Here is a 24,125-nt window from a genome sequence, read left to right as displayed (position 1 = left end):
ATCAGTGTTTTGTCGCTGGCCGTGCAGACCAGCGGCGCCATCGACGATTGCATCGACACGGGATCGATACGTCGTGAAAACTCGGCCCGGAGATCTAACTGCGGAGTTCACTCGATCGGTTCGGAATACCACCCGTCGGTCCCTCCTCGCCGTATCGCCGTGTCGTTTCTTGGCGGAGCCGGTCTGCGACCCGTTCGGGTGTCTCGACGTACACGAGCGTTTGCCGGTAGAACCCGTAGGGAGACTGTTCGACACTCAAATCGGTTCGGTCTATCGTGACCGTCGCCGCATTCGTGCCGGCGGGTCCCGTCCAGAACCCCCGTTGAACGGAGACGTTTCGAATCGCGTCCAGCGGGGCGCGCCACTGAACGGCGTCGAGTCGAGTGTCGTATGCGACTAACTCGTCGTCGTACAGCCGGTATTCCATCGCCCCGAACGCCACCTCGAAGTGAGCGATACCCGCGAGCGCGAAGCCGATCACGACCGCGATGAGCACGGCGCCGGCCCCGACAGTCGCTGCCGCCAGTCCCACGAAGAACGACCCGAAGAACCACCCGGCAAGCACCATGAAAATGGCTGCGAGACGGGAATAGAGGTTGAGTACGTCCGACTCGAGTCGGGGTACGATTCCGTCGATTACTCCCGCGATCCGAACCGCGTGGCCGTCGGTCTGAAACCGTTCGATCGGTCGTCCCGTCGGCGCCGAACGTTCGAACGAGTCTGCCCCGCTCGGTGACGAGCTCCGACGTAGCACGTACGTGATCCGCCCGGCGATGAGTGCGACCGCCATCGCGGAGAACCCGACTGTGGGGTCGAAATCCGCATACGCGCCGTCGACGATGGAGACTGGAACCACCATCAGGATCGTTCCGAGCCATTGTAGGCCCGGGAGAACCCGCTTGGCCGGTGGGCGATCGGAGCGGACGAACCGCCGGAAAGACCGGCCGTGTTTCACGACGATTGCGAGACTCCCGACAGCCAGTATCCCGATCGTCGGCCACGATCGAATCGTGAACGGCGGCTCCAGAACCGTCGTCGTCAGGCCGACAGCGAGGGCGGTCAAAGACAGAGCGACGAGCCCCACTACGCCGGGCTTGAGGTTGTGAACCGCGATCGGTGGTAGCCAATCGACCGGCCGGACGGTTCCGAGCTTCGGGGTTACAAACCTGAACGGGTTCGGATCGCCGTTCCTGTGCATTGCTGGTGGTTCGGTCGGCGAATACTCCTCGCGCGGAGCCGCGACCACCGCCTGACAGAACCGCCGAATCGTCTCCCCGATCAGATCTCCCCAGTAGAGAATCAACACGACGTACAACGAAAACGGGTCGAACAGGGCCGCCACGAGTGCGACGAGATCGACGGCCGACCGCCCAACTCGGCGGAACATAGTAGCGATCGTATCGCACTACTCATAAGTGCTGTAAAAGAACCTGTCGTCGGTCGATGCCGCTCGATCGACAGGACAAGTCCGGAGACTGCATCTCCGTCGTACGGGCCGTTCCATCCGTCACTGTAACCACGGTGTCTGGTACTATTTGGCAATCACGTGATGGGGGATGGGACGAACGCGACGTATATCGCGGCCCCTCGCCATCGAGTAGGTCTCGCATTTCACACCCAGTTACTCCCGACGGGCGGCCAGCCGGAACGCCACGGCACCGATGACGAACGCGATACCGACGTTAACCGCCAGCCCGAGGAGTCCAACGGCGAGAACGGCCGCCAGTGCCCGCCATCCAGCGATCGGCTCGAACGCCGCCTTCGCCAACTCGAGCGCGACGACGACGAGCAAGACGCCGAGGACGGCCGTCGGGAACGCGGCGAGCAGCGCGCCGGTCGCGACGAGCGCGAGCGCGAGGTAGCCGATCCCGAGCAGGACGTTCGCGCCGCCGGTCCGCGCGCCGAAGGCGTACTTCCCGGCGAGCCCGCCGCTGCCGTGACACATCGGTACGCCGCCGAGTGGGACCGCCGCGAGGCAAGTGACGCCCATGCTCCGCGAGAGCGTGTCCGCCGAGATATCTCGCCCGTAGAGGTCGCCACAGAGCAGCGCGGTCGCGATGGCCGCGTTCCCGACCGTCATTCCCAGTTGGGCGACGGTCCCCTCGAGCGCGGCTCCGCTGAACGTCGGCGTGCCGGCGGGGAAGAGCGTCGGGTCGGGGACCGCCGGTGTCGGTACGCCGGCCGTCGCGACGGCCGCGGCCCCGCCGAGTCCGAGGACGACGAGGACGCTTGCCCCCCGGTAGCCCGCGAGCGCCAGCAGGCCGACGACTGCGAGGCCGGCCGCCGCGACGGGCGGGTTCCCGACCGAGAGCCCGACGGCCGCCTCGAGCAAGAGCAGCGCGACGGCGAGCTGAACGCCGCGGATGACCGGCTCGTCGACGACCCGCTGGAGCCGACCGACGAGGCCGATCTGGCCGACGACCAGCAACACGCCGCCGGCCAGCAGCCCGGCCGCGGCGAGTTCGGCGTACGAAAGCGCGCCGACGATGGCCAGCCCGATCAGCGCCTTCATCGGCTCGACGGAGAGGGGCAGGCCGTAGTAGAGCCCCCAGACGATCTGAAAGACGCCGAAGCCGACGAGGACGTGCGGGAGCGAGACCGTCGTCGTCGCGGCCAGCGCGACCAGCAGCGGCAGCACCGTAACTGAATCACCTAGCGCACCCGCGAGTTCGCTGGCGGAGAACTCGAGACTCGCGTCGGTCCGCGATCGGAACGAGTACGCCATCTACACCGCCTATGCGGGCCGTCTCCTTCACTCTTAGCAGTAACCAAACACGGGTTCGGCCGGCAGCCCGCGATGCCGATTTCGGTTACGTCGTCGAACCGGCGTCCACTGCGTTCGTCGCCTCGAGCGCATCCGCGAGGGTCGACTCGAGGTCCCGTCGCGCCGCGTCCTCGAGCGGTCGGAGCGGCCGTCGGAGCGAGCCGGCCGGGCGATCCCGCGCCGAGAGGGCGGCTTTGACGCCCGGCACGCCGTAGCGCGTCGTCACCGCGCGGTTGAGTTCGACGAGCGAGGCGTTGAGCGATCGCGCCTCCTCACTCCCGCCGTCCGCGTGATGGCGATAGATCTCGCTCGCCCGCTCGGGGACGACGTTCGCCATCGCGAGCACGCCGCCGTCGGCACCCGCCGCGAGCCCGGCCGCGTAGACGCTCCCGCTGCCGACCAGCACCGCGAACGACTCGTCGGCGGTCAGCTCGACGAGGCGCTGCAGCGACTCGAGGCTGCCGCTCGAGTCCTTGATTCCCGCGACGTTCTCGTGGCCCGCGAGCGAGGCGACGGTACGCGGCGAGAGCGCGTGACCGGTGAACTTCGGGACGCTGTAGAGGTAGATCGGGATCGGCGAGTCGTCGGCGAGATCGCGGTAGTAGGCTTCGAGACCCGCGTCGTCGGACCCGTAGTAGGACGGCGTCACCACGAGCGCCGCGTCGGCGCCGACCGCGGCGGCGCGTTCGGTCGTCTCGAGCGTGGGTCCGTATCCCTCGCGGCCGGTGCCGGCGAGCACCGGCAGGTCAGTCGCATCGGCGACGGTCTCGACGACCCGGACGCGCTCGTCCGTCGTCAACAGCGGTGCCTCACCCGAGGAGCCACAGGGGACCAGGAAATCGACGCCGCCGTCCTCGAACCAGCGGACGAGCGCCTCGAGCCGAGCGCGGTCGACACGCCCGGACGTATCGAACGGCGTGACGAGGGGAACGCCGGTACCGTGCATGGGCAAGCGAACGGTTGGCGGCGTGGTAAATACCCGCGGTTCCGGCAGCGCTCGCGCCGGCGCTATCGGCTCCCGCTACCGCCGTCGACCGTCCCCGGCGTCGGGTCGGCCGTCGAGACCGCTTCCGGATCCACGTCGTCCGCGGTTCGCGCTTCGGGGAGGTCGTAGCCGCTCTCGGTGTCGTAACGCTCGAGTTGGGCGTTCAGCTCGCCGGCCTGCTCGGTGAGGACGGTCGCGCTGCGAGCGACGTGAGAGAGGGCGTCGGCCTGAGCGGACGCCCGTCGAGCCGCTCTGGCGGAGGTTCGGGCCGTCTCGTCGCTCGTCTCGGCGGCGTTTTCGACCAGCACGACGACCTCTTCTGTCGCCGAGGCCTGCTGTTCGGTCGCCGCGGAAATCTCCTGGACGCCGTCGTTGGTCCGCTCGGCGAGGTCGGCGATCCGCTCGAGTGCGCCCGCGGCCGCCTCGACGTCGGCGACGCTGTCCTCGATGCGATCGCGGCTCGTCCGGACCTCGTCCGCCGCCGCGATCGCCCGGCGTTTGAGTCCCTCGAGGCGCTCTTCGACGGCCTGGACCGACTCGTAGACCTCCTCGGAGAGGTTCTGGATCTCGTCGGCGACCGCGCCGAACCCTTGCTCGCCGCCGCTGTCGGACCGCGTCGCCTCGATATTGGCGTTGAGCGCCAGCATGTTGGTCTGCTCGGCGATGTCGCTGATCGACTCGACGAGGTCGTCGATCCGCTCGGCTTCGGCCTCGAGTTCCTCGATCTCCTCGAGGGTGCGTTCGGTCTCCGCGTCGATCACGTCCATCCCCTCGATCGCGTCGTCCGCGGCGCGGCTCCCCTCCTGGCCGGCGCGGGCGGTCTTGTCCGCGGTGTCGGCGACCTCTGATGCCGTCGCGGCGATCTCCTCGATCGTCGTCGAGAACGACTCCATCTCGGCCGCGACGGTTCGCAGCTGCTCGTTTTGCTCCTCGTTGTCGCTGACGACCGCGGTCAGCGACTCGCTGGTCCGCTCGCCCTCCGCGCGGACCGTCTCCATGCTCGTGGTGAGTTCGCGGCTGTAGGTGACGACCTCGCCGGAGAACGACTTCAGCGTCCCGAACGTGTCCTCGATCTCGGCGAGCATCGCGTTCGAGTTGCCGGCCAAGTCGTCGATCGCACCGTGGTCGTCCGACCCCTCGAACCGCCGGGTGAGATCGCCCTCGGCGACCGCTCGCGTCGTCTCGGCGTGGGTTTCGACCGTCCGCTCGAGATCGTCGAGCGACCGATCGGTCCGCTCGCCCGCCGCGAGCCGTTGCTGCACCGAGGCAAGGGCCGCCTCGAGCCGGGCGAATTCGTCGTCCCGATCGGTCGCGAAGGACACGTCCGGGTCATCGTCGGCGAGCCGCGCCGTCCGATCGGTCACCTCGGCGATCCCGTCGCGCAGGTTGTCCCGTTCCCGCGGTGCGTCTCGTGCGTCGGAGACCGCCGCGACGACCCCCGCGCTCGTACCCGTTGCGACCGCGCCGGCGAGGCCGACGCCGATGACCGTCACCGAAACCTCGCCGAGCCCGATCGCGGCGGCGCTGACGGCGACCACGCCAAGACAGACGACCGCGATGGCGAAGCCAAACGGGCGCTGCGACTGGATCGACGCCGGTATCGGCGACTCGCCGTCGGCGGCCGTCGCGGCCTCAGTCATGCGTTCCTCCGGTTCCCGCGTCGGCCGACGAGTCGAACTCGAACCCGACGTCCGTCTCCGCGGCATCTTCGGTGCTCGAGTCCGCCGCGACGCCCGGACGTGCGGACACGGGCCGCCGGATATCGAACCGACAGGCATCGTCGCCCTCGTGCATACACGTCCGCTCCTCGGCCACCAATTCCTCGTCGAAGCGCTCGGCGACGCCCTGAATCGCGCCGCGGGCAACGTCACAGAGCTTTCGGTCGGAGTCGTAGGTGATCCGCACGCGGTTTTCGTCGATCCGTTCGGAGCGGATTCGGGGCGTCGTCACCGTCGTCATGTCTCGCGTCCGCAGCGACGTGTGGAACTGCTGGATGTTCGCGATCAACTCGAGTCCCTGCCACTCGTCGTCGATGTGAAGATCGTAGGTCTCGAGCAGCGCCGGAACGACCCACTCGCCGTACTGGGTCAGGATCGTCCGCGGAGACTGGTCGGTGAGTTCGCCGGCGGTCCGCGCGATTTCGTAGACATCGCCGTCCGGATAGACCGTGACCGGCACGTAGACTTTCTCCTCGATGTCGGCGTCTCGCTGGACCGCCAGCCAGGCGTCCTCGCCGTACGTGTCGACGACGAACGCCTGCAGCGTCTTCAGAATTATTCCGTGCATTCGACCCCCTTTCGCTCCGTTCCCTCGGCCGTCGTCGACTCGCGTGTATACGGACGCATGACAAGTACGTTCTCTTGTAATTCAACACGATTAGCTATTCACCCTGCATTGTTTGGTACGTCGGTGGTTCCACTGGCACGATAATTTATATTATACCACTCGGTGGCGAACCAGTGGCGCAGTCGCCCGTCCGAATCGGCGATCGGCTGTGCCGAGACCGCCTCGAACGACCGTGGAGCGGTTCTCGTCGACGGCGACCGATTCGACTATCCGCTCGTCGATCCATCGCGGGCCGCCTACGCGGCGCTGGCCGCGAGACGGACACGTAACGCGAACGCTTACTGCTCTGCCGCGTCGACCCAGGACGGCCGCTCGACCGTGACCTCGCCGAGTTCGGTGACGGCGACCGACTGCTCGCGCGTGATCGCCGTGCCCTCGGCGCTCCCCTCGAACGAGAGCGTGGCCTCGAAGACGACCCCGTCGTCGGTGGCCAGCACCGTCCCGCTCGAACTCGAGATCTCGACGCCCGGTTGCTGAATCCCGATCGACTCGAGGTCGAACTGTCGAAGCTCGCGGCCGTTTCGCGTGGTCGTCCCCGCGGAGACGTAGCTTCCGGCCTCGAGGACGCCGCCGAGGCTCCGTTTTCTGGTGAGGTGATCGGGCGTGTGTGTCCGCTCGAACGAGCCGTTTAGCTCCTGCGTCGATGTCGTCGTCTCCCCGTTCTCCGTCGTCTGGACGTAGTAGGCCCCGCCGTCGGCGAAGGTTCGACTCGTCTTCGATGCGGTCTCGAGAACGGAGAGCTGTCGCTCGGCCGTGGGGCTGCTGCGCGTGCGCTGTGAGCGTTCGTTCAGCTCCATGCCGGTCGTCGATAGCTCCTCGGTGAGTTCGTACCCCTGCTTCGTCAGCGTGCTCTGGGTCGTCGAGATGAGTGCTGACGGGTCCTCGATACCGTCGTCGCTGAGGCCAGCCCCGTTCCCGTTACTCGTCGGTCCGTCCGTTTCCCCGTCGGTTCCGGTCGCGTTGGCGTCGGTCTGCTCCTGGCATCCCGCCAGCGCGGTCGCGCCGACTGCGCCGAGAGTAACCAGATAGCGCCGCCTCGATCGCGAGCGTTCGTTCATGCCACTCCGTTCCTCCAAGAGATAATAATTATAGTTGTTATAAACATGAAACCATCGGCCGCCGCTGCCGGCGCACTACCGGTCGAAAACGGTCGACGGAGCGGCCGGTCTGGTCGTATGTTCTCGTGAGATGCGCAGTTACCCCGCCGACCAGTATCGCTTAGTACAACCGCGGAATACGATCGCCCATGAGAACGCCAGCACCCGAACAGCGGCCGGTCGGGCTGACGATCGCGGGCAGTGACTCCGGCGGCGGCGCGGGGATTCAGGCCGACCTCGCGACGATGGCCGCCCACGGCGTCTTCGGCACGTCGGCGATCACCGCCGTCACCGCCCAGAACACGCGCGGCGTCGAGTCCTCTCACGTCCTCCCGATCGAAGAGATCGAGGCGCAACTCGAGGCCGTCACCGACGACTTCGACGTGGGCGCGGCCAAGACGGGAATGCTCGCGACGACCGAGGTCATCGAGACCGTCGCCGAGTACGCTCGCGAGTTCGACTTCCCGCTGGTGGTCGACCCCGTCATGGTCGCGACCTCCGGCGACCGGCTGCTCGAGGCCGAGGCCGAACGAGCCTACGAGGACCTCCTGAGCCGGGCGACCGTCGTGACCCCCAACGCCGACGAGGCCGAGGTGTTGACCGACGTGGCCGTCACCGACGAGGAGACGGCCCGCGAGGCCGGCGAGGCGGTCCTCGAGACCGGCGTCGACGCGGTCCTCGTCAAGGGCGGCCACGTCCCCGGCGAGCGCGTTCGAGACGTGCTCGTCACCGAGGAGACGGTCCGAACCTTCGACCACCCCCGCGTCGACACGGACGCCACCCACGGCTCGGGCTGTGCGCTCGCTGCGGCGATCACGGCCCGGCTGGCGAACGGAGCGGCGCTCGAGCCGGCCGTGGCGGGCGCGACCGACTTCCTCGCGCGCGCGGTCCGATACCACTACGACGTTGGCGAGGGCCACGGCGCGGTCAACCACATGGCGCCGCTGCGAAACGAGGCCGCCCGCGAGGTGACCGCCGAGGACGTGCAGGCGGTCGTCGAGCAGGTCGTCGACGCCGACGTCTCGGCGCTGGTACCCGAAGTCGGCATGAACGTCGTCGGCGCGACGCCCTACGCCGAGTCCGTCGCCGAGACCGCCGCCGTCGAGGGCCGGATCACCCGCACCCTCTCGGGGGTCCACCCGAACCGCGGCGTTCGGTTCGGCGCCTCGAGCCACGTCGCTCGCTTCCTCCTGTCGGCGCGGGAGTTCGTCCCCGATCTGCGATTCGCCGTCAACTGTCGGTTCGACGCCGACGTGGAAGACGCGCTCGAGGCCCTCGAGTGGCCGGTCGCGGAGTACGATCGCGGCGAGCAGCCGACCGCGGTCGAGGAGACCGAGGGACGGACGATGGGCTGGGGCGCCAGGCAGGCGTTCGCGGATCGGGACGAACCCCCCGTCGCGGTCGTCGACCGCGGCGAGGTTGGCAAGGAGGCGCTCGTGAAACTGGTCGCGCCGGACGCCGAGACGCTCGCCGATCGGACGCTAGCACTCGACGAGGAGGTGGCCGAATGAGCGCGACCGACCTCTCGGTCGGCTATATCCTCCCGCAGTACGGCACCGACATCGGCACGATCCGGGCGACCGCACTCGAGGCCGAACGGCTGGGCTACGACGCGGTCTGGCTCGAGGACCACTTCCAGTCGTGGATCGGCGACCCGCGCCGGGCGACCCAGGAGTGCTGGACGACGCTGAGCGCGGTCGCCGAGGCGACCGACCGGATCCGACTGGGCACGCTCGTCACCAGCCAGTCCTACCGCCATCCGGCGCTGCTCGCGAAGATGGCGGCGACGGTCGATCACGTCAGCGACGGTCGGCTCGAGTTGGGACTGGGCGGAGGCTGGTACGAGGACGAGTATCAGCGCTTTGGCTACGAGTTCCGCGAGCCTCCCGCAAAGCGGCTCCGCCGACTGGCTGAGACCGTCGAGATCCTGCAGGGCCTGTGGACGAACGACACGTACAGCCACGAGGGCGAGCACCTCGCGGTCGACCTCGACGAAGCCTTTTGCGAACCGCAGCCGGTACAGAACCCCCACCCGCCGATCTGGATCGGCGGCGGGGGCGAGGCGTTCACCCTGCGCTACACCGCCGAGTTGGCCGACGGCTGGAACTACGGCACGCTCGAGCCCGACGGCTTCGCGGAGAAACTCGACGTGTTGCGGGACCACTGCGAGAGCGAAGCGCGGTACGACGAGATCCGCACGTCCGCCGAACTGTTCGTCTTCGTCGGCGAGACCACCGAGGCGGCCGAAGAGAAACGCGAAACGTTCCGGGACGACTTCCTGCCCGACGAGCCGAGCGAACCCCGCGAGTTCTTCCTCTCGGGCTACGTCGAGACCGCTCCCACCGGAACGCCGGCCGCGGTCCGCGACCGACTCGCCGACTACGCCGACGCCGGCATCGAGGAGGTCATGCTCGCGGTTCCCGACGCGGCCGACGAGGGTGACGAGAGCCTCGCATTACTGGCCGACGAATTGCTCGCGTAGCGTCTGGCGCTGCTGGCCGATCGCGACGTTGTTGCGGGCGAACGCCTCGCGTTCGGCGTCCCGTGCCGGTGGCCTCCCGCTTTTGTAGCTCGGTTCCCTGAATCAGTACTGTGACCGCGCGAGAGAACGGTGGGATCACGAGCGGTGAAGGAGCGATGTCGGACGGTGAGGAGACGGCTGTGGGCACCGGCGACGGCGTTACAGCCTCGGCTCTCGGTAGTACTGGGTCAGACACTCGTCCGAACAGCCTCGAGTCGTCGGCGATGGACGACCGTGACATCGCCGTTTCGGTGACCGGGCTGTCCAAGCGGTTCGGTGAGGGTGACGCGGCGGTCACCGCCGTGAACGACGTCAGCGTCGATATCGAAACCGGCTCGATCGTCGGGTTGCTGGGGCCAAACGGTGCCGGGAAGACGACGCTCATCAAATCGATCCTCGGCATGGTGATCCCGGACGCGGGAACCGTTCGGATTCGAGGCGTCGACCTCTACGAGCGGCCGCGAGAGGCCTACGGTTTCGTCGACGCGATGTTGGAAGGGGCGCGCAACGACTACTGGCGGCTGACGGTCCGCGAGAACCTCCGCTATTTCGCCACGATCGGCGGTGTCGATCCGAACTCGGTCCGCGAGCGCCACGATCGACTGCTGGCGAAACTCGATCTCGAGGCGAAAGCGGACGTTCCGGTCCGCGAACTCTCCCGCGGAATGAAACAGAAGGTGTCGCTGGCGAGCGCCCTCGCCGGCGGCGCGTCGGTCGTCTTTCTCGACGAACCCACGCTGGGGCTCGACGTCGAGAGTTCGCGAACGCTCCAGCGGGAACTGCGGCGTCTCGCCGAGGAGGAAGCCCTCACCGTCGTCCTCAGCAGCCACGATATGGACGTCGTCGAGACGGTCTGTGATCGCGTCCTCATCATGTCCGGCGGGGAGATCATCGCGGACGACACGGTCGAGGCGCTGCTGTCCGACACGGACCGACACCGCGTTCGGATCACGAGCAGCGATCTCGACGCCGCGGTCGTGTCGGCCCTGCGACGACGGTTCGACGCGATGAGCGTCGACTTGGACGATCCCAGCCCCCGGATCGAGGTCGTGACCGACAGCGACGGACTCTACGACCTGATGGATCTCCTCCGACGCAACGACGTGGCGCTCGAGCGCGTTCGAACGGTCGAGCCCGACCTCGAGGACGTCTTCGTCGATCTGACGGCGGCCGACCGAGGTGACCGATGACCGCGGCCGGGCCCGACGCGGGCGAGACGCCGCGGCCGGCCGGCTATCGGCACCTCGCGCGGGCCGTGCTCTACCGCGAGTACCTGATCTTCGTCCGCTATCCCGCCAACGCCGTCGGCGGGCTCGTCATCTCGGTGTTCTTCTTCGGGCTGCTGTTCTACGGCGGTCGGATGGTCGCCGGGCAGGCGCTCACCGACTCGATCGAGGGGATCATCGTCGGCTACTTCCTGTGGTCGCTGTCCGTGGGCGCGTACTCCTCGATCTCGAACGACATCGGGAGCGAAGTGCAGTGGGGGACCCTCGAGCGTCACGTGATGTCGCCGTTCGGCTTCGCCCCCGTCGCGCTGCTGAAAGGGCTCGCGAAGATCGTCCGGTCGTTCGTCATCGCGACGATACTGCTGGCGGTGATGATCGTCGTCACCGGGACGAGCCTCGAGTTGAACCTGGGAACGATCGTCGTCGTCGCGACGCTCAGCATCGTCTCGGTGCTCGGCCTCGGGCTCGCGGCCGGCGGCGTCACGGTCCTCTACAAACAGATCGGCAACTGGCTCAACCTGCTCCAGTTCGGGTTCATCGTCCTGATCTCCGCGCCCGCGTTCGACCTGGGCTGGCTGCGATGGCTCCCGCTCGCTCAGGGCAGCGCACTCCTCCAGCGGACGATGATCGACGACGTCCGGCTCTGGGAGTTCCCGCCGGCCGACCTCGCGGTTCTGCTCGGCGTCGCCATCGGCTACTTCGCGCTCGGGTACGCCGTCTTCCAGTGGGCGACCCGCCGGGCGAGACGGCTCGGCGTCCTCGGGGACTACTGACGACCTCGACTGACCACCGACGCCTGTCCCGCCACGCTCTCGGTCGCGGGGCGCCTCTGCTTTCTTATGCCCCACGACAGGATCCACGCGCGACAGCCGACCCACGACCTCGAGCGGTGGTCCGTCGGGACGATCGAAGCCATCGGCCGGCGGGACGGCCACGCCGTCTTCGAGGTGGCTCCCGAAGACGGCGCCCCAGTCGAACTCGTCGTGACGGTCGCGGTGCGGGACCTCGTCTTGCGCAGACTCGATCTCGAGGACGACGAGTCGCCGATCGGTGCCCGCGTCTGGTATCGGAGACACGGCGGGTGACGATCGCAGTGCCACTCGCCGCGAGGCTGTACTAGCGGCGACAGCAACGCCCGCGCCTCGAGCGGGTGAATCCGTGCTCGGACGAATTTCGGCCGCTCGAACCGTTTTAACTGGCGAATAAGTTTACTCGGCGGTCCCGTAGCAACAATCGGCGAGGGCGACTTGGTCGTTGCCAGAGGACCGTCCGACTCTCCGAGAGACCACCCTCCCTCGCCGCGATCGGAGGCCGTTTCACCGCCAGTTCGACCGACTGGCCGTTCCCGGCCCTCCCCCTCCCCTCTTCCGGACACACCACTGGGGGCCCGTTCGACATCACCTTCTGGCAGCGTTTTCGTCTCGATGGCCGCCGTCGGTCACGATGGATCCTCTCGAGCGCTCGCCGCCGATCACTTTCACCGCGGATCCCGCAGGGTTTTTGAGGTGGAAGGACACTCCCCGAGTATGACCGAGGCGACGGGGATCGTCGGTGAGTTCTTCTCCCTGAAAGAGGGGACCGACGCGGAACTACTGGCGATGCAGTGTGGCGACTTCTACGAGTTCTTCGGCGAGGACGCCGAACTCGTCAGCGAGGAACTCGACCTCAAGGTCTCACAGAAGTCCTCCCACGGCTCGTCGTACCCCATGGCCGGCGTCCCGATCGACGATCTGACGCCCTATCTCAAGGCGCTCGTCGAACGGGGCTACCGCGTCGCCGTCGCCGACCAGTACGAGACCGACTCAGGCCACGCCCGCGAGATCGTCCGCGTCGTGACCCCCGGCACCTTGCTCGAGACCAGCGACGCCGACGCCCAGTACCTCGCGGCGGTCGTCGACGGCTCGAGCGCCGGCGGCTCGTCGACCGACGCGGGGTACGGGCTGGCCTTCGCGGACGTGACGACCGGTCGCTTTCTGGTCGCGGCGGCCGACGACGCCGACGACGCGCTGACGGAACTCTACCGGTTCGACCCGGTCGAGATCCTGCCGGGACCGGACGTGCGGACAGACGACGACCTTCTCAACCGGGTGCGCGAACGCAGCGACGCCACGCTGACGCTCCACGAGACGGAGGCGTTCGCGCCCAAACGGGCCGACCACCGGGTGCGCGACCAGTTCGGAGCCGAGACCGTCGACCGGCTGTCGGTCGCCCAACCCGCGATCGCCGCCGCCGGCGCCGTCCTCTCGTACGTCGAGGAGACCGGCGCGGGCGTACTGGCCTCGATGACTCGCATTCAGGCCCACCACGGCGACGACCACGTCACGCTGGACGCGACCACCCAGCGCAACCTCGAGCTGACCGAGACCATGCAGGGCGAGCGCGACGGCTCGCTGTTCGCGACGATCGACCACACCGAGACCAGCGCCGGCGCCCGGCTCTTGAAGGAGTGGCTCCAGCGCCCCAGACGCTCGCTCGAGGTCCTCGAACGCCGCCAGGAGAGCGTTGCCGCGCTCTCGTCGGCGGCGCTGGCCCGCGACGAGATCCAGGAGACGCTCGGCGAGGCCTACGATCTGGCGCGGCTCGCGTCGAAGGCCACCCACGGCAGCGCGGACGCCCGCGACCTGGTCGCGGTGCACGAGACGCTGGCCGTGCTCCCGGCGCTGGCCGAGGCGATCGCGTCGAACCCCGACCTCGCGGACTCGCCGCTCGCCGAGATCGTCGACCGGCCCGATCGGGAGGCCGCCCGCGACCTGCGTGAGACGCTCGCTGAAGCGATCGCCGACGATCCGCCGTCGACGGTGACCCAGGGCGAACTCCTCCAGTACGGGTACGACGACGACCTCGACGAGGTGATCGAGCGCCACGAGGCGGTTCGAGAGTGGCTCGAGACGCTGGCCGACCGCGAGAAGGGCCAGTACGGCCTCTCCCACGTGACCGTCGACCGGAACAAGACCGACGGCTACTACATCCAGGTCGGCAAGTCGGCCGCCGACGGCGTCCCCGATCACTACGAGGAGATCAAGACGCTGAAGAACTCGAAGCGCTTTACCACCGACGAACTCGAGGAGAAAGAACGCGAGATCCTTCGCCTCGAGGAGCGACGCGGCGACCTCGAGTACGACCTCTTCAGCGACCTCCGGGAAGAGGTCGCCGCGCGGGCCGAACTGCTACAGGACGTGGGGCGGGCGCTGGCGTCGGTCGACGCGCTCGCCAGTCTCGCGACCCACGCGGCCGAGAACCGCTGGGTCCAACCCGAGTTGCATCGCGGCGACCGCCTCGAGATCGAACAGGGTCGCCATCCGGTCGTCGAGCAGACGACGGAGTTCGTCCCCAACGACGTGCGACTGGGGCCGGCGACCGAAGCCGCCGGTCAGGAACGCGCCAGTGGGCGCGCAGACGAGGATCGGGGCTTCCTCGTCGTCACCGGGCCCAACATGTCCGGGAAATCGACGTACATGCGACAGGTCGCCTGCATCGTCTTGCTGGCCCAGATCGGTAGTTTCGTCCCGGCAAAGGAGGCCGAGATCGGACTGGTCGACGGCATCTTCACCCGCGTCGGTGCGCTCGACGAACTCGCGCAGGGCCGGTCGACGTTCATGGTCGAGATGAGCGAGCTCTCGAACATCCTGCACGCCGCGACCGAGGAGTCGCTGGTCATCTTAGACGAGGTGGGCCGGGGCACCGCGACCTACGACGGCATCTCCATCGCGTGGGCCGCCACGGAGTACCTGCACAACGAGGTGAAAGCGAAGACGCTCTTCGCGACTCACTACCACGAACTCACCGGCCTCGCGGAAAAGCTCCCTCGCGTCGCCAACGTCCACGTCGCCGCGGACGAACGCGACGGCGACGTGACCTTCCTCCGAACGGTGCGGGACGGCCCCACCGACCGCTCCTACGGCATCCACGTCGCCGACCTAGCGGGGGTTCCCGACCCCGTCGTCGACCGCTCGAGGGACGTCCTCGAGCGGTTGCGCGAAGAGAAGGCCATCGAGGCCAAAGGCGGTGGCTCGAGCGAGCCAGTGCAGGCGGTCTTCGACCTCGGTAGCGGGACGATGCAGACGGGCGGCGAGGAGCAGGCCGCGTCGACCGACGGCGGGCCGACGGCGGCCGACGACGCCCCCGCGCTCGATCCCGAGACGGAGGCCGTCCTCGCGGACCTCGAGTCGATGGACGTGAACGCGACGCCGCCGATCGAACTCGTCTCGAAGGTTCAGGAACTACAGGAGCGACTCGAGGAGTGAGCACCTGCTGTAGCTATCGACTGTCGGTTCGGCCGAACGGACGCCAGTTAGCGCCCGAGTTCGATCGCCTCGAGGATGTCCGTGTACGTTCGGAGCGCTGCCAGCAGCAACGCACCGAGCAAGAACGGACCAAGGTACAGCAGTTGCGTGATGGGGTCGGGCGGGGACAGTATTCCCGAAAGCACCACTGCGAGTATCGCGAGAATTCCAAACGTCCGCAGAAACTGGTACCCTGTCGCTAGCTCCATGAATGATTCCACATCGAAAATAGTTATAACATTCACTATTGGTCTCTGGCGAACAGTGTCGATGCGACACTCGCGTTCGGCAGCAACGCCGCCGCTCTCGGTCCGATCGACGCGCCGTCAGCACATCTCGCCGAGGTCTCGCCACTCGCGGAGGTCGTGGAGGGTGACCTCGAGTTCGACGCCACAGCCCTCGCAGTGGAAGGCGACCGTCCGATAGCCGGGCTGGAACTCCTCGGCGTCGCCGTGTTCGTCGCATACGATTCGCATGCCACGTTCGTTCCCGTCGGGTACCTCGACAGTGTAGGTAGTCATCGTGATGAACACCAGTCTGCGCGTCCGTCGATGGCTCTCAAGACCGGGTTCGACTTAGCCCTTTCACCGAATCCCGCGCTCGGATCGACGCACGTGAACGCGGACTCGGTCGATTCCCGTTCGTCGCTGCTCGAGGTGCCCCAATATCGCGACCGACGACGACGACGTTGCTCAGAAACCCGGCGAGCAGATACCGCTTTGCGTTCCCCGTGTCACGCGTCCGGCAGTAGACGCTATCAAACGAACGCGGATCAAAAACCCCTCGAACGGGGAAATTCGGGACGATCGTCCCCGGCGGGTTCCGGGTCGATCGAACGGTTTCCGGGCTCATCGATCGCGCTCGAGTCGCGGGCTACGCCGGTAAATCGCTGGACGTTTTCGCCACTCACACGGGCGTGACCGAAAGACGGCGGTGCCGTCGTCCATCGATAGAACTTTGAGCCGATAGGGCACTCGGTAGCACGATGCACGAAGCTGACTTCGACGTTGCGGGGAAGACCGCAATCGTCACCGGAGCGAGCCAGGGAATCGGCCAGGCGATCGCGGAGACGCTCGCGGCCGGCGGCGCGAACGTGGCGATCTGCTCGCGGTCGATGGACCGCGTCGGCCCGGTCGCCGAGGGGATCAACGAGGCCGACGACGCGGCCGACGCGCTCGCGGTCGAGTGTAACGTCCGTGAGCGCGAGCAGGTCCAGAACTTAGTCGACGAGACGGTCGACGAGTTCGGCGATATCGACATCCTCGTCAACAACGCCGGTGGGGAGTTCGTCGCGCCCTTCGAGGACATCTCCGAGAACGGCTGGAAGACCATCGTCGACCTCAATCTCAATAGCACGGTCCACTGCACGCAACTGGCCGGCGAGGTCATGCGCGAGGGCGACGGCGGCGTCATCATCAACCTCTCCTCGGTCAACGGCCAGCACGCCGCGCCCGGCGAGAGCCACTACAGCGCGTCGAAGGCCGCGATCATCCGCCTGACTGAGACGCTGGCCGCCGAGTGGGCCGAATACGGCATCCGCATCAACTGTATCGCGCCCGGGCTGATTCAGACCCCCGGCGTCGCCGAGACGCTCGGCATCGACAGCGAGGACATGCCGCCCCGCGAGCAGGCCGACCGCCGCATCGGCTACGGGGAGGACATCGCCGACGTGGCGCAGTTCCTCTCGAGTCCCGCCGCCTCCTTCATGAACGGCGAGACCGTGACCGTGAAGGGCGTCCCGCGGGCCGGCAACTCGACGTCACAGGACCTCGGTCTCGAGGACTGAGCGCTCGAGACCGGCCTCGTTCTCGTTTTTCGCCGATCGGGACGCAAGACCTAACCAGCAGCCGTCTGTAGGGATATCCAGTCACACAGGCGCGTCGGAACTCGCCGTCGCCGACGCCACATCACCATGAGCGACGAGAGCACCCCATCCGAGACCGAGATCCACCGGCTCGACGACGACACCGTCGCCCGCATCGCCGCCGGCGAGGTCGTCGAGCGGCCCGCCAGCGCGGTGAAGGAACTGGTCGAGAACAGCGTAGACGCCGACGCTTCGAGCGTCGATGTCGCCGTCGAGGCGGGCGGCACCGACCTGATCCGGGTCGCCGACGACGGTCACGGGATGACCGAGGCCGATCTCCGCGCGGCCGTCCGCGAGCACACGACCAGCAAGATCGACGGCCTCGAGGACTTAGAATCGGGCGTCGCCACGCTGGGATTCCGGGGCGAGGCCCTGCACACGATCGGCTCGGTGTCGCGGCTGACCATCCGCTCGCGACCGCGCGAGGCCGACGGCGCGGGGACGGAACTCGTCTCCGAGGGCGGCGACGTGACGAGCGTCGAGCCGACCGGCTGTCCGACGGGGACGATCGTCGAGGTCGAGGATCTCTTCTACAACACGCCCGCGCGCCGGAAGTTCCTCAAGACGACGGCGACGGAGTTCGCCCACGTCAACCGCGTCGTCACGCGCTACGCGCTGGCCAACCCCGACGTGGCCGTCTCGCTGACCCACGACGGCCGCGAGGTATTCTCGACGACCGGGCAGGGCGACCTCCAGGCCGCCCTGCTGGCCGTCTACGGCCGCGAGGTCGCTTCGGCCATGATCCCGGTCGAGGCCGACGGCGACGACCTCCCACCGGGACCGCTCGACTCCGTCTCGGGGCTCGTTTCCCATCCGGAGACCAACCGCTCGAGCCGGGATTACCTCGCGACGTACGTCAACGGTCGCGCCGTCACCGCCGACGCCGTCCGCGAGGGGATCATGGGCGCCTACGGCACGCAACTCGGCGGCGACCGCTACCCCTTCGTCACGCTCTTCCTCGAGGTGCCCGGCGACGCCGTCGACGTGAACGTCCATCCCAGAAAGCGCGAGGTACGGTTCGACGACGACGACGCGGTCCGCCGCCAGGTCGATTCGGCCGTCGAGTCGGCGCTGCTCGAGCACGGCCTGCTCCGCTCGCGGGCACCGCGGGGGCGGTCGGCGCCGGGTGAAGCGCGGGTCGAGCCCGGTGACGGGCGAGATGCCAACGCCGAAACGCCCGACCACGAGCCGACGACGCTCGAGGGGAGCAGCGAAACCGCCGGGTCGTCGGCCGACGGCGATAGCGTCTCGGCGGCCGAGCCGAACGACGCGCCGCCGGATGGCGATTCCGAGACCGCACACGCCAGTGCGGGGGTCGGCTCGAGTCGGCCGGGCGACGAGACACGGCCGTCACCGAACGACGGGCCGACGGCGACGCCGCGAAGCGAACGGACGACGGAGACGGCGGCGTCGAACGCGGACGAGAGTACTGTGACGGGGTCGACGGAAACCCGCTCCCGCTCGAGCGGGCCGACCGCTGATCGCGACCGGGGTTCACCCTCGGCCCGCGGCTCGAGTTCCGACGCCGGCCCAGAGCGCGAGCGCAAATTCGACGCCGCGACCGAACAGCGGACGCTGACCGGCGAGGCAGCGACGGGCGGGGAGACCACGTTCGACTCGCTGCCATCGCTGCGGGTGCTGGGCCAGTTGCACGACACCTATCTCGTCTGCGAGACACCCGACGGACTCGTCTTGATCGACCAGCACGCCGCCGACGAACGCGTCAACTACGAGCGGCTGCAGCGAGCGTTCGCCGACGATCCGAGCGCGCAGGCACTCGCCGAACCGGTCGACCTCGAGTTGACGGCCGCGGAGGCCGAGGCATTCGAACACTACCGCGAGGCGCTCTCCCGACTGGGATTCTACGCCGATCGGACCGACGACCGGACGGTCGCGGTGACGACCGTCCCCGCGGTGTTCGCGGAGACGCTCGAGCCCGGTCGGCTGCGGGACGTGCTCGCCTCGTTCCTCGAGGGCGACCGCGAGGCGGGCGCGGAGACGGTCGACGCGCTGGCCGACGAGTTTCTCGGCGATCTGGCCTGTTATCCCTCGATCACCGGCAACACGTCGCTGACGGAGGGATCGGTCGTCGAATTGCTCGAGGCCTTAGACGACTGCGAGAACCCCTACGCCTGCCCGCACGGCCGGCCGGTGATCGTGCAGTTCGACGAGGCGGAGATCGAGGATCGATTCGAGCGGGATTATCCCGGCCACGGCGGGTAATCGGCTCGCGGCGGCCGCCGAGGAAACGCGTCGGCGCTGACCCGTTACTCGCCGCCCAGCCCCTCAGCGCTCGCGTCTCGAGCGTCTGCCTCCGAGTGGGTCGCGCGTTCGTGGCGGTAGAGCCAGAGCGCACAGCCGAAGGCGACCGCGCCGGCGGCCGTGGCGATACCGAACGCGATCCGGTAGCCGAACGGGGTGTAGACGCGGACGCCGCCGACGAGTTCGCCGGTCCAGTAGGCGTCGAGCGCCCAGCCCATCACCGTCGGCAGGATCGCGGCCCCGACGAACGCCCCGGCGTTGACCGTTCCGGTCGAGATCCCGCTCGCGCTGCTTGGGTGGCGGTCCTTGACGACGGCATAGCCGAGCAGGAACGCGCCCAGCAGGAAGCCGGCCAGGAAGAAGACGAGGCCGACGACGGGCAGCGGCGGCTTCCCCGTGACCGCGATCAGCCCGAGACAGGCGACGAAACAGCCGCCACCGGCGACTAGGAGTTCCATCCGGCGCTCGAGGCGGTCCGAGAGCCAGCCGATCGCCGGCGGCCCGATCATGATACCGATCCCGCCGAGCAGGGTGATCGTCGAGGCCGTCGTCACCGTCACGTCGTAGGTCTGGACGACGTACGGCACGCCCCAGAGCCCGAACAGGGTGAGGTTGACGCCGCTCGAGCAAAAGAGCATGAGCGCGACGAGCCAGACGAGTGGGTCCCGAAGCACGTCCGCCAGCGAGGAGCGAAGCTCTGCCCCGGTGAGCGTCTCCTGTTCGGGGACGCCCTCGATCGGCTCGAAGCCGGCCTTCGCGGGCGTGTCCCGCACGAGCGCGAACACGGCGACGGCGACGACGAACCCGACGGCGCCGAGCGAGCCGATCGCCGTCCGCCAGCCGACGGCCCCGACGACGATCGCGAGCGGGGTCGTCGCGAAGACGCCGCCGATCCCCGAGAGGGTGAACGTGAGGCCGCTCATCGTCGCGAACTCGTCGGCGCGGAACCAGGTGGCACAAAAGCGGAGGATACAGACGAAAATTACGCTACCGCCGAGGCCGACGAGCCCGCGGGCCAGCACCGCCGCAAGGTAGCTGTTCGCCGCCGCGAAGCCGATCGTGCCGACGCTCATCACCGCCGCGCCGACCGCCGCGGTGCGACGGGGGCCGACCCGGTCCGCCAGGATCCCGGTCGGAATCTGCATGGCGGCGTACACCCAGAAGAAGAAGGCGTGGAGCGTCCCCAGTTGTGCGCCCGTCGTGCCGAACGCGGCCATGAGGTCCTCCGCGAGGACCGCCGTCGAGAGCCGGTTCGCGTTGACCAGCAGAAAGGCGAGGCCCATCGTTGCCCAGAGAATCCACCGCCGTCGGAGCGGGTCGCGCCAGAGTCGCATCTGCAACACCTCCCCCGCGGAGCGGGGAAAAGCTTCAGCAACCGGAACCCGATCGCCGGTTGACGGCGGCCGACCTGCACGCATCCTCTGGGTTTCCGCGGTACGCTTTTCAGCCGGATCGTCGTACTCCCCGACCGACGATGCAACCGCAACGTCGGGGGCCGGCTGGGCTGGCCGGTATCAGCATCGGTGGCATGTTGACCGCACTCAGCGGCGTGCTAGTCGGGACGCCCTTCGTGGTACTCGGGGCCGAACTCGTCGCTGCCGTCGAGGCGGGCGCGCTCGCGCTCGCGTGGTGGCACACCGACACGTTCGCCCGCGGTGGCGGACAGACCCGGTGGATCACGCGGGAGTTCCTCCCGATTCTCGGGGCTGCCACGACGGTCGCCGGTGTTCTGACGCTGTTCGGCGCGCTCGCCGGGTGAGCGGCCGAGCACTCGAGACCGCGCCGGCGATCCCGACTGTCGCCACCGGTAGGTGACTCGAGCCCGAACGGACCTCCATGACCAGAACGCTCGACGGCTCGAGCGCCGGCGGCCAGTTCTTCCGCACCGCGCTCGCGCTGTCAGTCCTCCGGAACGAGCCGGTCCGGCTCGAGAACGTCCGCGGCGACCGGCCGACGCCCGGCCTGGCCCATCAACATCTGGCGGTCCTCGAGACGATGACCGAGATCTGCGACGCCGACGGTTCGGGGGCCGAACTCGGCGCGGAGACGATCGAATTCGAGCCGGGGCTCGAGGGCGGCGGCACCGGTTCAGGTGCAGCGAATGCGAGGCTCGAGGGCGGCGAGTACGCCGTCGACATCGGGACCGCCGGCAGCGCCATGTTACTGTTCGACGCCCTCCTGCCGCTGTCGGCGGTCCTCGAGTCGCCGCTGTCGGTGACGGCCACCGGCGGGACGGACGTGGCGTGGTCGCCGCCGCTGGACTATTTTCGACACGTGAAACTGCCGCTCTGTCGCCGCTACGGCCTCGCGGCCGCCTGCGAGGTCGACCGCCGCGGCTTCTACCCCGCCGGCGGGGGACGGGCGACGCTTCGACTCGAGCCCTCGAGCCTCGAGCCGATCGATATTCTCGAGCGCGGCCCGCTCGAGGGCGTCCGGCTCTACTCGACGGAATCGGAGTCGCTGGCGGACCGCGACGTGGCCCACCGGCAGGCAGAAGGCGCGCTCGAGCGGCTGGTTCTCGGAGCCGACGAGGTGCTCGAGCGCCGCGTGACGACCGCCGAGAGCCCGTCGCCGGGCTCCGCGCTGGTACTTCGCGTCGATCACGGGACCGCCGTTGCGGGATTTTCCGCCCTGGGCGAGCGCGGGAAGCCCGCCGAGCGCGTCGGCGAGGACGCCGCCGACGCGGCGAATCGCTTTCTCGAGGGCGTGGCGCCCGTCGACCGGCACATGGCGGATCAGTTGCTCGTCTTCCTTGCCGTTGCTGGTGGCCGAGTTCGGGTGCCGGCCGTGACCGACCACCTCGAGGCCGGATGCGAGTTGCTCGCGGAGTTCGGGGTGGATGTGGGACTCGAGCGGGAGGAGGCGGCGGTGATCTCGGTCGCGTCGCCGCTGGACGAGGGCCGTTAGGTCGTGGGTTCGGAGGTTACTTCCGGTCTCGGTTCAGCAGTCCCGCCAGCACGACCAGCAGGACAATCGTGAGGATACCGCCGCCCGTGACCGCGAGCGCGACCGTCGGGTTAGTGGAATCGACGCTCGAGTCTGCGAGCGGAAGCGTCCCCAGGTACGCCACGAGTCGGCTCCACACGGCGATGACGACGACGAACGCGATCGCGATCCCCGTGAAGAGCAGTTGGTAGTCGAACCACGTTTTTAATCCGTCTGCCGACACCATTCGGGAACCTGTTAGCGAAGCTATGGTATAGCCTTTGGGTCGGCTCGGAAACGGCGACCTCGATCGCCTCTTGTTCTTGATGAGAAAAGATCGGCGAGCGCCCCACTACCGTGGCGACGAGGGATTTCCACACCCTCCCCAACCGATTTCTACTCACGGGGCTTTGCCCCGTTCGTATGGTTCGCGGGACCTTCGGTCCCGCGCTAACGCTCGTTCCCGTCGGTCACTCACTCATCCACCGGAAGACGCGGTGCGTCTTCCGAGCCATTCGCTCATTTCACTCGCGAAGACCTCGCGCGAAGTCGAACAGACGGTTCGCCGTCGGCGAACCGTCGGCCAGCGCACGCCACCGCTGTCGGCTGGTAGGTAGAGTCGAAACGCGGTTCTCCGTCACTGCTCGAGCGTGATGCCGCGTTGACAGACCGCCATAACTTATAGCAACGCCGTTCGTTGAGTGGGGTATGACCGAGGGCCACATCGCAGTTCGCAGCCGCACGATCCGGGGGGTCGAGCCGTGAGCGACATCGTCACCTTCGGCGAGACGATGCTCCGGCTGTCGCCGCCGGGGAACGAACGCCTCGAGAACGCCGGCGAGTTCGAGGTCCGCGCCGCGGGCGCGGAGAGCAACGTCGCCATCGCGGCGAGCCGACTGGGCGCGTCGGCGACCTGGCTGTCGAAGGTCCCCGAGACGGCGCTTGGCCGGCGCGTCGTCGGCGAACTCCGGGGTCACGGCATCGAGACGGACGTGGTCTGGAGCCACCGCGGCCGTCAGGGAACGTACTACCTCGAGCACGCCGGCAAGCCCCGCGGGACGAACGTGATCTACGATCGGGAGAACACCGCGGTGTCGACGGCCGAGGCCCGCGAGTTCGACCTCGAGCGGATCCAGAACGCGCAGGTCTTCTTCACGACGGGTATCACGCCGGCGCTCTCCTCGACGCTTCGGGACACGACGCTGAACCTGCTCAAGGCGGCCCGGAAAGGCGGTACCTCGACGGCGTTCGACTTTAACTACCGGCGCAAGCTCTGGTCGCCCGATGAGGCTCGAGAGACGCTCACTCGGCTGTTTCCGGGTATCGACATCCTCGTGATCGCCGCCCGCGACGCGCGGACCGTCCTCGGCTTCGAGGGCGACCCGCGCCAGCTCGCGCACAAACTCGGCTCCCAGTACGACTTCACGACCGTCGTCGTCACCCGCGGCGCGGACGGCGCGGTCGGCTGGCACGACAGCGTTGTCCACGATCAGGAGGCCTACGAGACCGATACCGTCGATCCGATCGGCACCGGCGACGCGTTCACCGGCGCGTTCATCGCCCGCCGGCTCGACGGCGACGACGTGCCGGCCGCTCTCGAGTACGCTACGGCGACGGCGTCGCTCAAACGGACGATCCCCGGCGACGTCGCGCTCGTCACCGCCCAAGAGGTCGAGACCGTCGTCAAAGAGAGCGGCGAGGACATCTCGCGGTAGCGCGACGGGCGGGTCGGCCGGTACCGGTCGACCGCGGCCGAGTAGCGTCGGCCGTAGAGCGCGGGCGGCCGGCGGCCCCGCGACGTTTGGACGGATTTGTCAGAACGGGTTTTACGGTCACGACGAAAGTCACGGCT

The 24,125-nt window shown here is 68.2% G+C and carries 21 protein-coding genes; 11 read left to right on the top strand and 10 right to left on the bottom strand.

All coding sequences use genetic code 11. The annotated features are described in order from the left end of the window. Positions 1–94 precede the first annotated feature (94 nt). From NKH51_RS11565 to NKH51_RS11540, 6 genes are all read right to left on the bottom strand, one after another. Positions 95–1,387 carry a hypothetical protein gene (locus tag NKH51_RS11565; RefSeq protein ID WP_254761833.1) on the bottom strand — a complete coding sequence of 431 codons (1,293 nt, stop codon included), beginning with the start codon at positions 1,385–1,387 and terminating at the stop codon, positions 95–97. Positions 1,388–1,621: 234 nt separating this feature from the next. Then, complete coding sequence (locus NKH51_RS11560; RefSeq protein WP_254761832.1) at positions 1,622–2,725, bottom strand: putative sulfate/molybdate transporter; 1,104 nt, start codon at positions 2,723–2,725, stop codon at positions 1,622–1,624. A gap of 85 nt (positions 2,726–2,810) precedes the next feature. After that, positions 2,811–3,710, bottom strand: coding sequence for a dihydrodipicolinate synthase family protein (locus NKH51_RS11555; protein ID WP_254761831.1), 900 nt, complete (start codon positions 3,708–3,710; stop codon positions 2,811–2,813). A 62-nt stretch (positions 3,711–3,772) separates the two neighbouring features. Continuing rightward, a complete protein-coding gene (locus tag NKH51_RS11550; protein WP_254761830.1) occupies positions 3,773–5,389 on the bottom strand; it encodes a methyl-accepting chemotaxis protein in 1,617 nt (538 codons plus the stop codon). Further along, a complete protein-coding gene (locus tag NKH51_RS11545; protein WP_254761829.1) occupies positions 5,382–6,035 on the bottom strand; it encodes a heme NO-binding domain-containing protein in 654 nt (217 codons plus the stop codon). The genes NKH51_RS11550 and NKH51_RS11545 overlap by 8 nt, the downstream gene beginning before the upstream one ends. Before the next feature lie 338 nt (positions 6,036–6,373). Beyond that, on the bottom strand, positions 6,374–7,153 hold the full coding sequence (locus NKH51_RS11540; RefSeq protein ID WP_254761828.1) for a DUF7537 family lipoprotein: 780 nt from the start codon (positions 7,151–7,153) through the stop codon (positions 6,374–6,376). A 188-nt stretch (positions 7,154–7,341) separates the two neighbouring features. Between NKH51_RS11540 and thiD the strand changes: the two genes are divergently transcribed. From thiD to mutS, 6 genes are all read left to right on the top strand, one after another. Continuing rightward, complete coding sequence (gene thiD / locus NKH51_RS11535; RefSeq protein WP_254761827.1) at positions 7,342–8,703, top strand: bifunctional hydroxymethylpyrimidine kinase/phosphomethylpyrimidine kinase; 1,362 nt, start codon at positions 7,342–7,344, stop codon at positions 8,701–8,703. Then, positions 8,700–9,674, top strand: coding sequence for a TIGR03560 family F420-dependent LLM class oxidoreductase (locus NKH51_RS11530; protein ID WP_254761826.1), 975 nt, complete (start codon positions 8,700–8,702; stop codon positions 9,672–9,674). The genes thiD and NKH51_RS11530 overlap by 4 nt, the downstream gene beginning before the upstream one ends. Positions 9,675–9,829: 155 nt before the next feature. Next, the gene (locus NKH51_RS11525; RefSeq protein WP_254765149.1) at positions 9,830–10,903 is read left to right on the top strand and encodes an ABC transporter ATP-binding protein; all 1,074 of its coding nucleotides are present in this window, start codon (positions 9,830–9,832) and stop codon (positions 10,901–10,903) included. After that, positions 10,900–11,712 carry an ABC transporter permease gene (locus NKH51_RS11520; RefSeq protein WP_254761825.1) on the top strand — a complete coding sequence of 271 codons (813 nt, stop codon included), beginning with the start codon at positions 10,900–10,902 and terminating at the stop codon, positions 11,710–11,712. Before NKH51_RS11525 ends, NKH51_RS11520 begins: the two co-directional genes overlap by 4 nt. 66 nt (positions 11,713–11,778) lie before the next feature. Then, the gene (locus tag NKH51_RS11515) at positions 11,779–12,024 is read left to right on the top strand and encodes a DUF7861 family protein (protein WP_254761824.1); all 246 of its coding nucleotides are present in this window, start codon (positions 11,779–11,781) and stop codon (positions 12,022–12,024) included. Positions 12,025–12,465: 441 nt separating this feature from the next. After that, positions 12,466–15,183, top strand: coding sequence for a DNA mismatch repair protein MutS (gene mutS, locus NKH51_RS11510; RefSeq protein ID WP_254761823.1), 2,718 nt, complete (start codon positions 12,466–12,468; stop codon positions 15,181–15,183). 47 nt (positions 15,184–15,230) lie between these two features. Here mutS and NKH51_RS11505 read toward each other — a convergent pair whose 3' ends face one another. Both NKH51_RS11505 and NKH51_RS11500 read right to left on the bottom strand, forming a co-directional pair. Then, positions 15,231–15,431, bottom strand: a complete 201-nt coding sequence (locus NKH51_RS11505; protein ID WP_254761822.1) for a DUF7534 family protein — start codon at positions 15,429–15,431, stop codon at positions 15,231–15,233. A 117-nt stretch (positions 15,432–15,548) separates the two neighbouring features. Next, on the bottom strand, positions 15,549–15,743 hold the full coding sequence (locus NKH51_RS11500; protein WP_254761821.1) for a hypothetical protein: 195 nt from the start codon (positions 15,741–15,743) through the stop codon (positions 15,549–15,551). Positions 15,744–16,207: 464 nt separating this feature from the next. Here NKH51_RS11500 and NKH51_RS11495 point away from each other — a divergent pair, with 464 nt between their 5' ends. Both NKH51_RS11495 and mutL read left to right on the top strand, forming a co-directional pair. Then, complete coding sequence (locus tag NKH51_RS11495; protein WP_254761820.1) at positions 16,208–17,008, top strand: SDR family NAD(P)-dependent oxidoreductase; 801 nt, start codon at positions 16,208–16,210, stop codon at positions 17,006–17,008. A gap of 126 nt (positions 17,009–17,134) precedes the next feature. Then, the gene (gene mutL, locus NKH51_RS11490) at positions 17,135–19,309 is read left to right on the top strand and encodes a DNA mismatch repair endonuclease MutL (protein WP_254761819.1); all 2,175 of its coding nucleotides are present in this window, start codon (positions 17,135–17,137) and stop codon (positions 19,307–19,309) included. Between the two features lie 44 nt (positions 19,310–19,353). Here the strand turns inward: mutL and NKH51_RS11485 are convergent, their stop codons facing one another. After that, complete coding sequence (locus tag NKH51_RS11485) at positions 19,354–20,682, bottom strand: MFS transporter (RefSeq protein ID WP_254761818.1); 1,329 nt, start codon at positions 20,680–20,682, stop codon at positions 19,354–19,356. Positions 20,683–20,822: 140 nt separating this feature from the next. Between NKH51_RS11485 and NKH51_RS11480 the strand changes: the two genes are divergently transcribed. After that, the gene (locus NKH51_RS11480) at positions 20,823–21,107 is read left to right on the top strand and encodes a hypothetical protein (protein ID WP_254761817.1); all 285 of its coding nucleotides are present in this window, start codon (positions 20,823–20,825) and stop codon (positions 21,105–21,107) included. A gap of 77 nt (positions 21,108–21,184) precedes the next feature. Continuing rightward, on the top strand, positions 21,185–22,255 hold the full coding sequence (gene rtcA / locus NKH51_RS11475; RefSeq protein WP_254761816.1) for an RNA 3'-terminal phosphate cyclase: 1,071 nt from the start codon (positions 21,185–21,187) through the stop codon (positions 22,253–22,255). A gap of 16 nt (positions 22,256–22,271) precedes the next feature. Here the strand turns inward: rtcA and NKH51_RS11470 are convergent, their stop codons facing one another. After that, complete coding sequence (locus tag NKH51_RS11470; RefSeq protein WP_254761815.1) at positions 22,272–22,520, bottom strand: hypothetical protein; 249 nt, start codon at positions 22,518–22,520, stop codon at positions 22,272–22,274. 514 nt (positions 22,521–23,034) lie between these two features. Between NKH51_RS11470 and kdgK1 the strand changes: the two genes are divergently transcribed. After that, the gene (gene kdgK1, locus NKH51_RS11465; RefSeq protein ID WP_254761814.1) at positions 23,035–23,988 is read left to right on the top strand and encodes a bifunctional 2-dehydro-3-deoxygluconokinase/2-dehydro-3-deoxygalactonokinase; all 954 of its coding nucleotides are present in this window, start codon (positions 23,035–23,037) and stop codon (positions 23,986–23,988) included. The last annotated feature ends 137 nt before the right edge of the window (positions 23,989–24,125 follow it).

Origin of the sequence: Natrinema marinum (genome assembly GCF_024296685.1) — an archaeon.
Taxonomy (GTDB): Archaea; Halobacteriota; Halobacteria; order Halobacteriales; family Natrialbaceae; genus Natrinema; species Natrinema marinum.
This window is presented reverse-complemented; position numbering and strand designations above follow the sequence as displayed.

Coding starts and splice junctions, on each gene's coding strand:
- NKH51_RS11565 (WP_254761833.1), bottom strand. CDS start 1,387: ATGTTCCGCCGAGTTGGGCGGTCGGCCGTCGATCTCGTCGCACTCGTG.
- NKH51_RS11560 (WP_254761832.1), bottom strand. CDS start 2,725: ATGGCGTACTCGTTCCGATCGCGGACCGACGCGAGTCTCGAGTTCTCC.
- NKH51_RS11555 (WP_254761831.1), bottom strand. CDS start 3,710: ATGCACGGTACCGGCGTTCCCCTCGTCACGCCGTTCGATACGTCCGGG.
- NKH51_RS11550 (WP_254761830.1), bottom strand. CDS start 5,389: ATGACTGAGGCCGCGACGGCCGCCGACGGCGAGTCGCCGATACCGGCG.
- NKH51_RS11545 (WP_254761829.1), bottom strand. CDS start 6,035: ATGCACGGAATAATTCTGAAGACGCTGCAGGCGTTCGTCGTCGACACG.
- NKH51_RS11540 (WP_254761828.1), bottom strand. CDS start 7,153: ATGAACGAACGCTCGCGATCGAGGCGGCGCTATCTGGTTACTCTCGGC.
- thiD (WP_254761827.1), top strand. CDS start 7,342: ATGAGAACGCCAGCACCCGAACAGCGGCCGGTCGGGCTGACGATCGCG.
- NKH51_RS11530 (WP_254761826.1), top strand. CDS start 8,700: ATGAGCGCGACCGACCTCTCGGTCGGCTATATCCTCCCGCAGTACGGC.
- NKH51_RS11525 (WP_254765149.1), top strand. CDS start 9,830: ATGTCGGACGGTGAGGAGACGGCTGTGGGCACCGGCGACGGCGTTACA.
- NKH51_RS11520 (WP_254761825.1), top strand. CDS start 10,900: ATGACCGCGGCCGGGCCCGACGCGGGCGAGACGCCGCGGCCGGCCGGC.
- NKH51_RS11515 (WP_254761824.1), top strand. CDS start 11,779: ATGCCCCACGACAGGATCCACGCGCGACAGCCGACCCACGACCTCGAG.
- mutS (WP_254761823.1), top strand. CDS start 12,466: ATGACCGAGGCGACGGGGATCGTCGGTGAGTTCTTCTCCCTGAAAGAG.
- NKH51_RS11505 (WP_254761822.1), bottom strand. CDS start 15,431: ATGGAGCTAGCGACAGGGTACCAGTTTCTGCGGACGTTTGGAATTCTC.
- NKH51_RS11500 (WP_254761821.1), bottom strand. CDS start 15,743: ATGACTACCTACACTGTCGAGGTACCCGACGGGAACGAACGTGGCATG.
- NKH51_RS11495 (WP_254761820.1), top strand. CDS start 16,208: ATGCACGAAGCTGACTTCGACGTTGCGGGGAAGACCGCAATCGTCACC.
- mutL (WP_254761819.1), top strand. CDS start 17,135: ATGAGCGACGAGAGCACCCCATCCGAGACCGAGATCCACCGGCTCGAC.
- NKH51_RS11485 (WP_254761818.1), bottom strand. CDS start 20,682: ATGCGACTCTGGCGCGACCCGCTCCGACGGCGGTGGATTCTCTGGGCA.
- NKH51_RS11480 (WP_254761817.1), top strand. CDS start 20,823: ATGCAACCGCAACGTCGGGGGCCGGCTGGGCTGGCCGGTATCAGCATC.
- rtcA (WP_254761816.1), top strand. CDS start 21,185: ATGACCAGAACGCTCGACGGCTCGAGCGCCGGCGGCCAGTTCTTCCGC.
- NKH51_RS11470 (WP_254761815.1), bottom strand. CDS start 22,520: ATGGTGTCGGCAGACGGATTAAAAACGTGGTTCGACTACCAACTGCTC.